Origin of the sequence: Klebsiella sp. 10-1 (genome assembly GCF_009758445.1) — a bacterium.
Lineage (GTDB): Bacteria > Pseudomonadota > Gammaproteobacteria > Enterobacterales > Enterobacteriaceae > Klebsiella > Klebsiella scottii.
Genome location: NZ_WQRE01000005.1, coordinates 260,518 through 275,421 on the forward strand (window position 1 = coordinate 260,518; position 14,904 = coordinate 275,421).

General features: G+C 60.1%; 9 protein-coding genes and 1 pseudogene. All 10 read left to right on the forward strand.

The window, feature by feature from the left end:
* Positions 1–72: 72 nt before the first annotated feature.
* The 10 genes and pseudogenes from dppB to bcsD all read left to right on the forward strand — a co-directional run bounded on the left by dppB (position 73) and on the right by bcsD (position 14,904).
* The gene (gene dppB / locus GO007_RS19365) at positions 73–1,092 is read left to right on the forward strand and encodes a dipeptide ABC transporter permease DppB (protein ID WP_041143140.1); all 1,020 of its coding nucleotides are present in this window, start codon (positions 73–75) and stop codon (positions 1,090–1,092) included.
* Positions 1,093–1,101: 9 nt separating this feature from the next.
* On the forward strand, positions 1,102–2,004 hold the full coding sequence (gene dppC, locus GO007_RS19370; RefSeq protein WP_095102792.1) for a dipeptide ABC transporter permease DppC: 903 nt from the start codon (positions 1,102–1,104) through the stop codon (positions 2,002–2,004).
* A gap of 10 nt (positions 2,005–2,014) precedes the next feature.
* The gene (dppD, locus tag GO007_RS19375) at positions 2,015–2,998 is read left to right on the forward strand and encodes a dipeptide ABC transporter ATP-binding protein (RefSeq protein WP_095102794.1); all 984 of its coding nucleotides are present in this window, start codon (positions 2,015–2,017) and stop codon (positions 2,996–2,998) included.
* Positions 2,995–4,008 carry a dipeptide ABC transporter ATP-binding subunit DppF gene (gene dppF / locus GO007_RS19380; protein ID WP_095102796.1) on the forward strand — a complete coding sequence of 338 codons (1,014 nt, stop codon included), beginning with the start codon at positions 2,995–2,997 and terminating at the stop codon, positions 4,006–4,008. The genes dppD and dppF overlap by 4 nt, the downstream gene beginning before the upstream one ends.
* A 486-nt stretch (positions 4,009–4,494) precedes the next feature.
* Positions 4,495–5,061 carry a cellulose biosynthesis protein BcsO gene (locus GO007_RS19385; protein ID WP_095102798.1) on the forward strand — a complete coding sequence of 189 codons (567 nt, stop codon included), beginning with the start codon at positions 4,495–4,497 and terminating at the stop codon, positions 5,059–5,061.
* A 1-nt stretch (position 5,062) separates the two neighbouring features.
* A pseudogene (locus GO007_RS19390) lies at positions 5,063–5,855 on the forward strand (cellulose synthase operon protein YhjQ/BcsQ).
* Between the two features lie 19 nt (positions 5,856–5,874).
* On the forward strand, positions 5,875–7,986 hold the full coding sequence (bcsA, locus tag GO007_RS19395; protein ID WP_088912215.1) for a UDP-forming cellulose synthase catalytic subunit: 2,112 nt from the start codon (positions 5,875–5,877) through the stop codon (positions 7,984–7,986).
* Complete coding sequence (gene bcsB / locus GO007_RS19400; protein ID WP_095102800.1) at positions 7,983–10,379, forward strand: cellulose biosynthesis cyclic di-GMP-binding regulatory protein BcsB; 2,397 nt, start codon at positions 7,983–7,985, stop codon at positions 10,377–10,379. The genes bcsA and bcsB overlap by 4 nt, the downstream gene beginning before the upstream one ends.
* Entirely contained in the window at positions 10,376–14,428 is a 4,053-nt protein-coding gene (locus GO007_RS19405; RefSeq protein ID WP_095102802.1) for a cellulose biosynthesis protein BcsC, read from the forward strand. The genes bcsB and GO007_RS19405 overlap by 4 nt, the downstream gene beginning before the upstream one ends.
* Positions 14,428–14,904, forward strand: a complete 477-nt coding sequence (bcsD, locus tag GO007_RS19410; RefSeq protein WP_181964696.1) for a cellulose biosynthesis protein BcsD — start codon at positions 14,428–14,430, stop codon at positions 14,902–14,904. The genes GO007_RS19405 and bcsD overlap by 1 nt, the downstream gene beginning before the upstream one ends.

Sequence of the window (14,904 nt, forward strand, 5' to 3'; positions counted from 1 at the left end):
AGGGAATTGACATTTGTGAGCAATGCAGACGCCCTGTCACCAGGCAGAACGTCACTATAGAGAATCCGGGTTATGTTGCAGTTCATCCTCCGACGTTTGGGACTTGTCATCCCGACATTTATCGGTATTACCCTTCTCACCTTTGCCTTTGTGCATATGATCCCCGGTGACCCGGTGATGATTATGGCGGGCGAACGTGGTATTTCCCCTGAACGTCACGCTCAGCTGCTGGCCGAAATGGGCCTCGATAAGCCGATGTGGCAGCAGTATGTCCACTACATCTGGGGCGTGCTGCACGGCGATTTAGGCATCTCGCTGAAAAGCCGTATTCCGGTATGGGAAGAATTTGTACCGCGCTTTAAGGCCACGATGGAGCTGGGCGTCTGCGCGATGATTTTCGCCGTCGTCGTCGGTATTCCGGTTGGCGTACTGGCTGCGGTAAAGCGCGGTTCTATCTTCGATCACACCTCCGTAGGCCTCGCGCTGACCGGCTACTCCATGCCTATCTTCTGGTGGGGCATGATGCTGATTATGCTGGTCTCGGTGCAGCTTAACCTGACGCCGGTCTCCGGGCGTATCAGCGATACCGTATTCCTTGACGATACCCTGCCGCTGACCGGCTTTATGCTGATCGACACCGCTATCTGGGGCGAGCCGGGCGACTTTATCGACGCCGTGATGCATATGATCCTGCCCGCCGTGGTGCTGGGCACCATTCCGCTGGCGGTGATAGTGCGTATGACCCGTTCGTCGATGCTGGAAGTGCTGGGCGAGGACTATATCCGCACCGCACGCGCCAAAGGGTTGACCCGGATGCGCGTCATTGTGGTCCACGCCCTGCGTAACGCGATGCTGCCGGTCGTCACGGTCATCGGTCTGCAGGTGGGCACGCTGCTGGCGGGCGCTATTCTGACCGAAACCATCTTCTCCTGGCCCGGCCTGGGGCGCTGGCTTATCGACGCGCTGCAGCGCCGCGATTATCCGGTAGTGCAGGGCGGCGTTCTGCTGGTAGCGACGATGATTATCCTCGTCAACCTGCTGGTCGATCTGCTGTACGGCGTGGTGAACCCGCGTATCCGGCATAGGAAGTAAGGGGCCATCATGTCACAAGTTACTGAAAATAAAGTTGTCGCCGCACCGGTGCCAATGACCCCGCTGCAGGAGTTCTGGCACTATTTCAAACGCAATAAGGGCGCGGTTGTTGGTCTGGTGTACGTGGCGATCATGATTATCATCGCCGTATTCGCCAACTTCCTGGCGCCGTATAACCCGGCGGATCAGTTCCGCGACGTGCTGCTGGCGCCGCCGGCCTGGCAGGAAGGCGGGAGCTTCGCGCATCTGCTGGGTACCGATGACGTAGGCCGCGATATCCTGTCGCGCCTGATGTACGGCGCGCGCCTGTCGCTGCTGGTCGGCTGCCTGGTGGTGGTGCTGTCGCTGATCCTCGGCGTGGTGCTTGGCCTGGTTGCGGGCTATTTTGGCGGGGTTGCGGATTCTGTCATCATGCGCATCGTCGACATCATGCTGGCGCTGCCTAGCCTGCTGCTGGCGCTGGTGCTGGTGGCTATCTTCGGCCCGTCGATCGTTAACGCTTCGCTGGCGCTCACCTTTGTCGCCTTGCCGCACTACGTGCGCCTGACCCGCGCGGCGGTGATGGTTGAGGTAAACCGCGACTACGTCACCGCTTCGCGCGTGGCGGGGGCCGGGGCGCTGCGTCAGATGTTCGTCAATATTCTGCCTAACTGCCTTGCGCCGCTGATTGTCCAGGCCTCGCTGGGCTTCTCTAACGCCATTCTCGATATGGCTGCTCTTGGCTTCCTTGGCATGGGTGCGCAGCCGCCGACACCGGAGTGGGGCACCATGCTCTCCGATGTGCTGCAGTTCGCGCAAAGCGCCTGGTGGGTCGTCACCTTCCCGGGTGTCGCGATCCTGCTGACGGTGCTGGCATTTAACCTGATGGGCGACGGTCTGCGTGACGCGCTCGATCCCAAACTGAAGCAGTAAGAGGTTCGAGATGGCGTTATTGAATGTTGATAAATTATCGGTGCACTTCGGCGACGAAGGGACGCCGTTCCGCGCCGTAGATCGCGTGAGCTACAGCGTGAATCAGGGCGAAGTCGTGGGCATTGTCGGTGAATCCGGCTCTGGTAAATCGGTTAGCTCGCTGGCGATTATGGGGCTGATTGATTACCCCGGCCGCGTCATGGCGGACAAGCTGGAGTTTAACGGCCGCGATCTGAAGCGTATTTCAGAAAAAGAGCGCCGCCAGCTGGTGGGCGCCGAAGTGGCGATGATCTTCCAGGACCCGATGACCAGCCTCAACCCGTGCTATACCGTGGGCTACCAGATTATGGAAGCCATCAAGGTGCATCAGGGCGGCAATAAAAAAACGCGCGTTCAGCGGGCGATTGACCTGCTGACGCTGGTGGGCATTCCCGACCCGGCATCGCGGCTTGACGTCTATCCGCACCAGCTCTCCGGCGGGATGAGCCAGCGCGTAATGATTGCGATGGCGATTGCCTGTCGGCCGAAGCTGCTGATTGCCGATGAGCCAACCACCGCGCTGGATGTCACCATCCAGGCGCAGATCATCGAGCTGCTGCTGGATCTGCAGCAGAAAGAGAATATGGCGCTGGTCCTGATTACTCACGATCTGGCGCTGGTGGCCGAAGCGGCGCACAAAATTATTGTGATGTACGCCGGTCAGGTTGTGGAGGCCGGCGACGCGAAGGATATCTTCCGCGCGCCGCGCCATCCGTATACTCAGGCGCTGCTGCGCGCGCTGCCGGAGTTTGCGCAGGATAAAGCGCGGCTGGCGTCGCTGCCGGGCGTGGTTCCCGGTAAATACGACCGCCCGAACGGCTGCCTGCTTAACCCGCGCTGCCCGTATGCGACAGACCGCTGCCGCAGCGAAGAGCCAGAACTGAACGTTGTGGACCACGGACGTCAGTCCAAATGCCACTTCCCACTCGATGATGCCGGGAGGCCAACCCTATGAGCACTGAACAGGCCACCGCGCAACAGCTCCTGTTGCAGGCCATCGATCTGAAAAAATACTACCCGGTGAAGAAGGGGCTATTTTCCCCTGAAAGGCTGGTAAAGGCGCTGGACGGCGTCTCTTTTACCCTCGAACGCGGCAAAACGCTGGCGGTGGTAGGGGAGTCCGGCTGCGGTAAGTCAACCCTCGGCCGCCTGCTGACGATGATTGAAATCCCAACCGGCGGCGAGCTGTACTATCAGGGACAGGATCTGCTGAAGCACGATCCGCAGGCGCAGAGCCTGCGTCGGCAGAAAATCCAGATTGTGTTCCAGAACCCGTATGGTTCGCTGAACCCGCGTAAAAAAGTGGGGCAGATTCTGGAAGAGCCGCTGCAGATCAACACGTCGCTGAGCAAAGCGCAGCGTCGCGAGAAAGCGCTGGCGATGATGGCGAAGGTGGGGCTGAAAACCGAGCACTACGATCGCTATCCGCATATGTTCTCCGGCGGCCAGCGCCAGCGTATTGCCATCGCTCGTGGTTTGATGCTGGACCCGGACGTGGTGATTGCCGATGAGCCGGTCTCCGCCCTGGACGTGTCGGTGCGCGCGCAGGTGCTGAACCTGATGATGGACCTGCAGCAGGATATGGGGCTGTCGTATGTGTTTATCTCCCACGACCTGTCGGTTGTTGAGCACATCGCCGATGAAGTGATGGTGATGTATCTCGGGCGCTGCGTAGAGAAAGGCTCGAAAGAGCAGATCTTCAGCAACCCGCAGCATCCGTACACCCAGGCGCTGCTGTCGGCAACCCCGCGTCTGAATCCGGACGATCGCCGGGAGCGCATTAAGCTGACCGGCGAGCTGCCAAGCCCGCTGAATCCGCCGCCGGGCTGTGCGTTTAACGCCCGCTGCCGCCGTCGCTTCGGACCGTGCACCCAGCTGCAGCCGCAGCTGAAGGAGTACGGTGGTCAGCTGGTGGCCTGCTTTGCCGTTGACCAGGACGAAAATCAGGAAAAACGCCCCGCCTGATAATCCCGCTGCTGCCGAAGGGCGAATGCTTTTCGGTCGCAGCGTATTTACCTGCTTCCCCTTTTCCCCCGCCGAAAAATGCGCCTTCTGTTTTTTTAATAAATCAGTAATTCGGTCTATATATACAAAGTTATAAAAAGGCTAAAATATATAATATAGATTATATTTAATGCCGGTTATGCTTATCAGGCATGAATTATTGGGATAAAAAACTGGTTATTTTTAGCGGTAGGGTGAATCTGAGATGTACATTAAGATACCTCCTAAAAAATGGAGCTATCATTTCAGATAAGAACTGATAGGGTAACCGCATAACTATCAGTGAATTAAAGCCACTCTGACCTATACCCAGATAAAAGCTATCGTATAGCCGATCGTCCTGATCAACTTAACTTTATGAAAAACAATAAAATACACTATGCTCTAGGTATAGGGTCTAAATAAAAACAGCTAAAATATAATGAATTTAAAATCATGGGGTTATCTATGAACCATTATGATGATTTGCAGCGCTTCAAGGAAAAGACTCGTACACAAAGTCTTCATTTCAAGGACCTTTCATCACAATCAGCCGCCCGGGAACAGGGAGATTGGGTCATTCTCAATCAGCTCGCTCCTGGGGAAAAAGAATCCTCGCTGGCAATGGGGGGGTCGGTATCGTTACCTCTGCCGCAGCAGGTCCCCGCGGATACGTTTCTGTGGGTTGAGGCTGCGCCAGTACAGGCCGCTCCTGAGCCATCTCCGCAGATCCTGACGCCAGAACCGGCCGCAGCGGCTCCTGTCGTCATGCCAGCTGCCGTCGCGCCGACACCGGTTGCCGAAGTCGCTGCCCCAGCGGAACCGGTGCAGGCGATCCCCGCAGCCGCACCGGTATCCGCATCCGCGCCGGTGATGAGCCCGCCGCCACCCGCAGCGCCTCGTCCGCAGCCGGCACCGATGCCGGCAGCGGAAGGCTATGCGCACTTATTTGCGACGAAAGTCGCTGAACCTGCGGCTAAAGATAAAGATCAGCCGCTTAAATCTCTTTTAGAAAGGATTGCGACATGCCGTTGATCTGCGTGTGTTCCCCAAAAGGCGGCGTAGGAAAAACGACCCTCGCAGCAAATCTGGCCTACTCGCTGGCGCGAGCGGGTAGCAAAGTTCTGGCATTAGATTTTGACGTCCAGAACGCGCTGCGCCTGCATTTTGGCGTCCCGCTTAGCGATGAGCGCGGGTACGTGGCGAAGTCACTGGAGCTGCACGACTGGAGCCAGTGCGTGCTAAGCGCGGGCAGCAATATCTTCGTGCTGCCCTATGGCGACGTGACCGAAGAGCAGCATCAGGCGTTTGACGTACGGCTCGCCAGCGATCCGCATTTCCTGACTCGCGGGCTGTCGGCGCTGCTCAATTACCCGGGACTGATTATTATCGCTGACCTTCCTCCTGGCCCCTCTCCGGCGCTGACGGCGTTAACGCCGCTGGCGGACCTGCATCTGGTGCCGCTGCTGGCGGATACCGCCTCGATGTCAACGCTATCGCATGTGGAAAAACAGCGGCTAACCGGCGGTGCGCTCAATCATAAGCTTGGACACTTTTTCGTGATAAATCAGAGCGATAATCGCCGTCAGGTGAGCCGCGACGTGGTTGCGTTAATGGAAGATAAGCTGAGCGACCGCCTGCTGGGCATTATCCACCGGGATGAGAGCGTCGTAGAGGCAAATGCTTCCCAAAAGTCGATTCTCGACTTTAGTTCTTCCTCTTCAGCCGCCTTTGATATTGAAATTATTGCAAAAAAAATCTCTGCGCTGTTGGGTATCAATATTGGCGACGGCACGGTGCACAGCCAGCCTCGTATGTCAGGGCTTTAACTTATTGCAGGGCTGCTGAATGAAAAAGTCACTTTTCTGGTTGCTGGTACTGCTGCTGTCTCCGGTTGCCGTGCTGGTCGTTATCACGCCAATGGACAGCCAAAAGCAGTATATTTTTGGTCTGCTGAGTATCGGCATTCTGTTCTTAATGGGGTTTAGCAAGAATCGCAGCGTTTCCGTCATTATGGTCGTAACTTCGCTGCTTATGTCGACCCGTTACATGTATTTCCGCCTGACGCAAACCCTGCATTTTAACTCCGGAATAGAAACGATTCTGGGGATGGGGCTATTTTTGGCGGAAGTCTATATCTGGGTGATGCTGCTGCTGAACTATCTGCAAACGGTCTGGCCGCTGAAGCGCGAAATTGTCCCGCTACCGGATGATATGAGCACCTGGCCGACGGTCGATATTTATATCCCCAGTTATAACGAACCGCTCGAAGTGGTCCGCGATACGGTGCTGGCCGCCCAGTGTATTGATTATCCAGCGGATAAGATGAAAATTTATCTGCTGGACGACGGTAAGCGCAGCGAGTTTGCGGTCTTTGCCGCCGATGTTGGGGTGGGATATATCACCCGTAACGACAACAAGCATGCCAAAGCGGGCAACCTGAACCACGCGATGACCCTGACCCAGGGGGAGCTTATTTGCGTGTTTGACTGCGACCACGTCGCAACCCGCGTCTTCCTGCAGGCCACGGTGGGCGGCTTCCTCAAGGACCCGATGCTGGCGCTGGTGCAGACGCCGCACTACTTCTACTCGCCGGACCCGTTTGAACGCAACCTCTCCGTCGGGCGCAATATCCCCAATGAAGGGATGCTGTTTTATGGCCCAATCCAGCAGGGTAACGACAACTGGAACGCGACCTTCTTCTGCGGCTCCTGCGCCGTTATTCGCCGTAAAGCGCTGGAGCAGATTGGCGGTTTTGCGGTCGAAACCGTCACCGAAGATGCGCACACCGCGCTCAAGTTTCAGCGCCTGGGCTGGAAATCGGCGTTCCTCGATATCCCGCTGGCGGCAGGCTTAGCCACCGAACGTTTAGTGGTGCACGTCATTCAGCGAACCCGCTGGGCGCGCGGTATGACGCAAATCTTCCGCCTCGATAACCCGCTATTTGGCCGCGGGCTGACCATCCAGCAGCGTCTGTGCTATCTCAGCGCCATGCTTTACTACCAGTTTGCGCTGCCGCGCGTGGTTTTTGTTACCGCGCCGCTGGCCTACCTGCTGTTTAACCTGAATATTATCTACTCCTCGGCGAGCCTGATCGTCTCGTATGCTCTGCCGCACCTGTTCCTGGCCATCTACGTTGGCTCAAGGATGAACGGCCGCTATCGCTACAGCTTCTGGGGCGAAATTTACGACATCGTCCTGGCATTCCACCTGGTACTGCCGACGCTGGTGACGATGATTTTCCCCAAACGCGGCAAATTCAACGTGACCGATAAAGGCGGCCTGCTGGACGTAGGCTACTTCGACTTTACCGTTGTCAGACCGCATCTGGTGGTGGCCTGCCTGCTGGGCGTCGGCGTCGTGGTTGGTCTCGTGCGCGCCATCGGCCATGACTATTTCGGCTCCGATCCCAACGTTATCGCGCTGAACGTCGGGTGGGGGATTTACAGCCTGATCTTCCTCCTGGCGGCGATTGCGGTGGCGCGGGAAACCCGCCAGGTGCGTAAAACGATTCGTATTGACGTGGATATCCCGGTGCTCATCCACTATGCGAGCGGCATTGTCTCCCGCAGCCATACCGCCGACCTGTCGATGGGCGGCTGCCGTATCGCCGTGCCTGACGATCGCCACCTGCAGGATAAAATTGAAGAGATTGAGCTGATTCTGCAGTCCGGGGCGATCTGTATCCCCGCCGAGCAGGTCACCGCGGATGCGCGCTTTATTCGCCTCAAGTTTGATGAAAATATCCCGCTCTCCCTGCGCCGCGAGCTGGTGCGCGTGGTGCTGGCCCGCGCCGACGCGTGGATTAATCCGGCGCGTCCGCAGGATAAGCCGTTCCGCTCTTTCGCCACCATTCTGCGCTGCGTATTTGAGCTGTTCTGGCTGACGTGGAAAACGCGACGCGACCGGCGTCGGCAACGTCCTGCTGCGCAGACCGCGCAGGAGGATGGCCACCTATGAAGCGATTAACGACTTTTGCGCTGCTGGCGGGGATCCTCTCCGCCCCCGCGCTGCATGGCGAAGAGACGCCGGCCGACCGCTCGGCGCAGCTGAACTTCCCGCTGCCGGACGCGGCTACCGATAGCGAGCCGGATGAAGGCGCCGCGCCTGCTCCGACGGCGGCGGAACCCGAATCGACAGAGGCGCCGGCTTCTCTGCCCGCGATGCCGCCGGTGAGCAACCCTGCTCCTGACGTCGTGCCGCTAACGCCGATCGTCGGCGGCAGCCTGAATCTGGCGCAAATGGGGATGCCGGACGGCATTATGCTGAGCGGCGGCCAGCTGCAGGGCGGCGCGAGCTTTACGCTGCCTTCCGATCAGGTGGTCACCCACGCCGAGCTGATGCTGGACGTCCGGGTTTCGCCGGAGATGGCGGCCCGCAACGCCACCCTGCAGCTGATGCTCAACGGCCAGCCGCTGGGCACGGTACCGCTGGGTACGGACGGCGCCGATATTTCGCACTTCCAGCTCGATATCCCGGCGGCGCTGATGGTTTCGAGCAATAATTTAAGCTTTAAGGTGAACGACGGCGACGCCATGCAGTGTCAGCTCAATACGCGCGACACCTCCGGCATCACCGTGTTGCCCGCCTCGCGCTTTAGCTGGGAAAGCCAGCCGCTGAATATCAGCAACGACCTGAGCTACTTCCCGCGGCCGTTCTTCGACAGCATGCAGATGACCCCGGCGGATATCGCCATCGCCTACCCGCAGAAATCGGGTGCGGATATCTTCAGCACGGCGGCGCTGGTGTCGTCATGGCTGGGCATCCAGGCGGATTATCGCGGGATTGCTTTTAATGCCCTGCGCGACCGTTTGCCGGAGCGACACGGCATTATCATCGGCCACCCGGGCGACCAGGTGGGCGGCTTGACCCTGCCGCAAACCGACAAGCCGCTGCTGCAGGTTGTTGATAATCCTGGCAACCCGACCTATAAGCTGCTGATGATCGTCGGCCAGAACGATGCGGCGCTGCGCGCGGCGGCCTGGCGGCTGACCCGCGGCGATATTGCGCCGCAGACCGCAAGCATGACGGTGGACCCGCAGGCCATTCCGCTGGGTAAACCGTACGACGCTCCGCGCTGGATCCCCACCGATCGGCCGGTAAAAATCAGCGAGCTGCTGCGTAAAGATCAAAGCCCGACGGTGAGCGGCGTGTGGCACGAACCGCTGCGCGTTGCTTTCCGCGCGGCGCCGGATCTCTATCTGTGGGATGGCGAAACCATTCCCCTGCAAATTAGCTACCGCTTCCCGTCAGAAAGCTGGATCAACGAAGATAAGTCGCTGCTTAGCGTTACGCTGAACAACACCTTCCTGCACAATCTGCCGATGAACAAACAGGGGCCGCTGGAGAAGCTTTGGCGTCACCTGGGCGGCGATGCTCGCCAGGAGCGCTTTACCATCCCGCTGGCGCCTTACCTGATCTACGGGGATAACCAGCTTTCGCTCTACTTCAACGTTGTTCCGAAGGATAGCGCCCCCTGCTCGGTGCTGTTGAATAACAACATCAAGAGCCGCATTACCGATGACTCATGGATCGATTTGAGCAACACGCGGCACTTCTCGCTGCTGCCGAACCTCTCCTATTTCGTCGGCGCTTCGTTCCCGTTCTCGCGGCTGGCGGACTACTCGCAAACCGTGCTGCTGTTGCCGGAGCAGCCTTCGGAAACGCAGGTAGCTACCCTGTTGAACCTGGCCGCGCGTTCGGGTAATGCAACCGGCACGGCGCTGGCCAACAACCGGGTGGTGCTGGGGATCCCTGAAGGCGGCGCGGGCCTGCAGTATCTGCGGGATCGCGACGTGCTGGCGGTCAGCGCCCTTGACCAGAAAACGTTTAACCAGAGCCTGCTGGCGAATTCTCCCTACAGTCCGGTGGATAACCAGCTCAGCGTTCGTGAATCAGGAAGCTGGGCGAAGGTGCAGCGCTGGCTGACCGGCGACTGGACCTCCGCGAGCGTCGATGCCGACCGCTACTTCTCCTCCAGCAGCGCCTGGCGCGGCTTTATCAGCTACCGTTCGCCGTGGAATTCACAGCGTACGGTGGTGGTGGCGATGGCCAGCAATGACGATCAGCTCGCGAGGCTGAAAAGCGACCTCGACTCGCCGCGGATCAACGCCGGCATCCGGGGCGATACGGCGGTGATCACCAGCGATAACGGCGTACGCAGCTTCCAGGTTAGCACGCCGTTCCCAAGCGGCCAGATGCCCTGGTACATGATGGCTATCTGGTACGCCAACCAGCACTCCGGCCTGCTGGCGATCCTTGGGCTGATCGCGACATCGATAGTCGGTCTGGCGTTAACCGCCATGTTTAAACGGCATGCTCGCAAGCGTTTGAGTTCGGGGGATGGCCAATGAAAAGAGCGATCAAAATGAATAGCAGGGCAACCCACAGATTATCAACCTTCTGCCTGTCTGGCGCGCTGACGCTGGGCGCATTCGGCGATGCCCTGGCCGCGAGCAACGATGCCGCGCTGCAGGCGCTTTTTGCCCAGGCCAACTACTGGCATGAAAAATCCCACGACGAGCTGGCGATGGAGTCGCTGCAAAAGGTGCTGCTGGTTGATGCCAACAACACCCAGGCGCTGTACCTGATGGCGCTCTGGGCACAGCAGGGCGGCGATCTTCAGGCGGCGGCGCAGTGGCGGGCACGGCTGGCGAAAACCTCGCCGAACAGCGCCAGCCTGCAGGAGCTCGATAATGCCAGGAAAATGACCCAGGTGCCGCAGGGGCAGCTGAGCCTCGCGAGGCAGCAGGCGCGTAGCGGCAACGTGCCCGCCGCGCTCGCCACCTGGCGCAGCATGTTTAACGGCAATACCCCGCCGGCGGGGCTGGCGGCCGAATACTACATGACGATGGCCAGCGATAAATCGCTCTATCCGCAGGCGCTCAGCGAACTGCGGCAGTACGTGGCGCAGCATCCGCAGGAGAACGCGCCGCGGGTGGCGCTGGGGAAAGCGCTGACCTGGCGTGAAGATACCCGTCGGGAAGGGATCGCGATGCTGGAGCCGATGGCCAGCGGCAGTAAAGATGCCGATAGCGGACTGCGCCAGGCGCTGCTGTGGCTGGGGCCGCAGTCCGGAGACCAGCAGTTTTACGACACCTGGATGCAGCGCCACCCGCAGGACACCGAGGTGCAGAACTATTATCGCCAGCGGCTAAGCGGCCAGGCGCGCGGGGAGGGGTACGCCAACCTCAACAGCGGCAACACCGCCGCCGCGAAGCAGCAGTTTGAACAGGTGCTGCAAACCAACCCGCAGGACGCGGATGCGCTGGCCGGCATGGGCTATATCGCCCAGCGTAACGGTGATTTTCAGGCGGCATCACAGTATTTGACCCGGGCGGCGGATCTTGGCGGCGATGATTCCGCCGCCCGGCGCCAGCAGGCTGCCGATGCGCTGTTCTACGGCCAGCTGGCCCAGGCGCAGCAGGCCTATAAGCAGGGCAATATCAGCCAGGCGCTGGCGCTTTCCGCCCCGCTGGCCCAGCAGAGCGGGGCGCGGGGCACCTCGGCAAAACTGTTCCGTGCCGACGTTCTGCGACATAACAAAGACCTGCCGCAGGCCGAGCAGACGCTGCGTTCGCTGCTCAACGAGCAGCCGCAAAACGGCCCGGCGCGGGAGAGCCTCTATTACGTGCTGCGCGAGCAGAATAAAACGGCGGAGGCGCAGGCGATGCTGCGCACGCTGCCGGAAAACCTACAGCAAAAACTGCAGCCGCGGGTCGTGACCGGCATGCCGGGCGACTCGCTGCGCCGGCAGGCGCAGGAGCAGGCCAGCAGCGGTAACGTTAGCGGCGCCATCGCGCTGCTGCGCCAGGGCGTATCCCGCTACCCGGATGATGCCTGGATGCGGCTTGATTTAGCCCGGCTGCTGCAAAAATCGGGCAACGAGAGCGAAGCCGCCTCGACGATGGCGGCGGCCTGGCGTCCCGGCGCCAGCAGCAGCTCGCTGTACGCCGCGGCGCTTTATGCCAGCGAAAACGGCGGCTGGCAGCAGGCGCAAACGCTGCTGGGGCGTATTCCCGCCGCCAGCCAGACCAGCCAGATGCGCGATCTCCATCAGCGGGTGAACTACAACCTGCAGCTGGTGACGGCACAAAACTATCTGGCGCAGGGCAATACGGTTGCCGCCTCCAACACCCTGCGGGCGATGGCCGCCACGCCGCCGAAATCGCCGGCGGACGTCGGCAAGCTGGCGCGACTGCTGGCGCAGAGCGGCGATGTCACGACCGCCGTCTCGCTGGTACGCAACAATATCAGCGGCGGGATCTCGGGCAATGCCGGCGATTATGCCGATCAGGTGACGGTGCTTAACCAGGCGGGCCTGACCCGTGAAGCGCAGAACCTGCTGACCAACCCGCAGCTGCAGGCCAGCAGTACGCCGACGCAGCTGGCGAGCATTCGCAACGGCTATGTGATCAACGAAGCGGATCATCTGCGCGAGCAGGGAAACTACGCCGCGGCGTATGACAAGCTGATGGGCGCGATGCAAAGCGACCCGCAAAATACCGACCTGATGTTCGCGATGGCGCGTCTCTACCAGAGCGGCAAAATGAACAAAGAAGCCGGGGTGGTTTACGACTATCTGATGACCCGCGATACGCCGGATCAGGCGGCGCGCAGCGGGGCGATTGATGTTGCGCTTTCGTCCGGCGACAGCGACCGCGCGGAGCAGCTCGCCGGCGGGCTGCGTCAGGACAATTCGGCGGACCGCCTGCTGCTGCTGGCGCGGGTGGAAGAGGCGCAGGGACATCATCAGCAGGCGATGACCTATCTGCGCAGCGCGCGCGGCAAGCTGCTGGGCTTACAGAGCAGCAACAGCGCGCAAACGCCGACCGTTGGCGGCGTGCTGGCGGCGGATAACCCCTTCGTGGGCGTCTCCCGTACCCCGACGGCGACGCGGACGGCCTCGACCTACGGGCAGTATATGCCGTGGCAGGTCTCGCAGGTGTCGGCAGGCGCCGGGACCTCGCTGCCGGGGATCCAGCGTCCCGATCTGCCGGTAGAAACCGCGCAGACCCGCATGCTGCGTCAGGTGGATACCATGATGGAGTCGCTGCAGGAAAAGACCGGCAGCTGGCTGCAGGGCGGGATGGAGGTGCGCGGACGTGATGGCGAATCCGGTACCAGCAAGCTGACGGAAATGAAAACGCCGCTGACCTGGTCCTCGTCGCCGTTTGGCGATTCGCGCTTTGATTTCACGGTGACGCCGATCACGCTGAATGCCGGCACCGCCACCGGCGATGCGTGGCGGCGCTACGGCGCGAACCCGCTCTCTAACGCGGTCTCTAATATGATCAGTACCGCGACCAGCGAGCAGGCGGCGATTGCGGCGATGACGGCTACCGAGCAGACGACGTACTTTGCCAGCAATCCTGGGGCAGAGGCGCTGAGCTCGCTGGGGACGCTGAACGCCTCAGACTTTAACGCTACGACCAGCAGCGGCATGGAGAACCTGGCGAAGCTGGGAACCTATGATTCCGGACAGGTTGCCAGCTATCTGGCCTCATCCAACCTGAAGCCGAACGTCGACCAGGCCAGCGGCTCGACGGACGCGCAGAAGGCCAACGGCGTTGAGCTGGCGCTGGCGCTGAGCGGGGATAATTACCGCGTGGACATCGGCAGCACCCCGCTGGGCCAGGATCTGAATACCGTCGTCGGGGGCGTGAAGTGGTCGCCGAAGCTGACTAACTATCTGTCGCTGATTTTCACCGGCGAACGCCGCTCGCTGACCGACAGCCTGCTCTCCTACGTCGGCCTTAAAGACTCTTACTCGGGTAAAAGCTGGGGCCAGGTGACGAAAAACGGCGGAACCCTGCAGCTGAGCTACGATGACGGCGACGCCGGTTTCTACGTCGGCGGCGGGGGCTACAGCTATATTGGCGACAACGTTGCCAGCAACACCAGCGTTAACGCCAACGCCGGGGTCTATCTGCGGCCTTACCGCGACGAATACCGTCAGCTGCAGACCGGCCTGAGCATGAGCTACATGGACTACTCGAAAAACCTGAGCTACTTCACCTATGGTCAGGGGGGATATTTCAGCCCGCAAAACTACGTGAGCGTCTCGCTGCCGGTCAACCTGACGGAGAAATACGATAACTGGACGATGAAGCTGGGCGGCTCGGTGGGCTATCAATCCTATAGCCAGGATAAGAGCGCCTACTTCCCGACCAACTCCGGATGGCAGCAGACCCTGGAAACCGCCGTAGCGAACGGGTTTGCCAAAGAAGCTTACTATTCGGCAACCTCGAAGAGCGGCATCGGCTACACCCTGCGTGCCGGCGCGGATTACAAGGTAAACAAACAGATGACACTTGGCGGCCAGGTAGGCTATGACACCTTCGGCGATTATAACGAAAGCACCGCCGGTCTTTATATCCGCTATATGTTAGGAGATAACTGATCATGACGGAAAATAATAACGCGGAGGTGCTGACCTGGTTTCAGCAGCAGCAGACGCCCGCCGGATGGTTCGATCTGCTGATCATTATGGTGGATGGCATGGTCAACAACGCGGGCGAGCTGGAGAGCCAGCCCTTTCTGCGCCAGATGGGCGAGGCGCTGGCGGACAGCTATCCTCTGCCGGATTCAGAGACGGTCGGTCAGCTGGAGGCCAATATCAACCAGCTGCTGAGCCGCTTTCAGTGGGGAGTGGTCACCGTCGATGTCGGCGACGATGGGCTGCGGCTCCGCCATCGGGCGCTGCCGATCAGCCGCGATGAAGCGCGTCGCGTGCGCTGGTGTAATGCATTCTGTGCCATACTCGAAGGGCTTTATTCCCGCTGGCTGAGGGGACAGGGCGGCGGTGCGCACGTTGTTTTACAGCGTGAGCGGCTGTTTTCTGTGTCTGACGTTCAGTTTCTCTACTTTCATCCATAA

What these genes read in the sequence shown, in the direction of transcription:
- GO007_RS19385 (WP_095102798.1), top strand. Translation starts at nt 4,495, where the DNA reads ATGAACCATTATGATGATTTGCAGCGCTTCAAGGAAAAGACTCGTACA.
- bcsB (WP_095102800.1), top strand. Translation starts at nt 7,983, where the DNA reads ATGAAGCGATTAACGACTTTTGCGCTGCTGGCGGGGATCCTCTCCGCC.
- dppD (WP_095102794.1), top strand. Translation starts at nt 2,015, where the DNA reads ATGGCGTTATTGAATGTTGATAAATTATCGGTGCACTTCGGCGACGAA.
- dppF (WP_095102796.1), top strand. Translation starts at nt 2,995, where the DNA reads ATGAGCACTGAACAGGCCACCGCGCAACAGCTCCTGTTGCAGGCCATC.
- GO007_RS19405 (WP_095102802.1), top strand. Translation starts at nt 10,376, where the DNA reads ATGAAAAGAGCGATCAAAATGAATAGCAGGGCAACCCACAGATTATCA.
- dppB (WP_041143140.1), top strand. Translation starts at nt 73, where the DNA reads ATGTTGCAGTTCATCCTCCGACGTTTGGGACTTGTCATCCCGACATTT.
- dppC (WP_095102792.1), top strand. Translation starts at nt 1,102, where the DNA reads ATGTCACAAGTTACTGAAAATAAAGTTGTCGCCGCACCGGTGCCAATG.
- bcsA (WP_088912215.1), top strand. Translation starts at nt 5,875, where the DNA reads ATGAAAAAGTCACTTTTCTGGTTGCTGGTACTGCTGCTGTCTCCGGTT.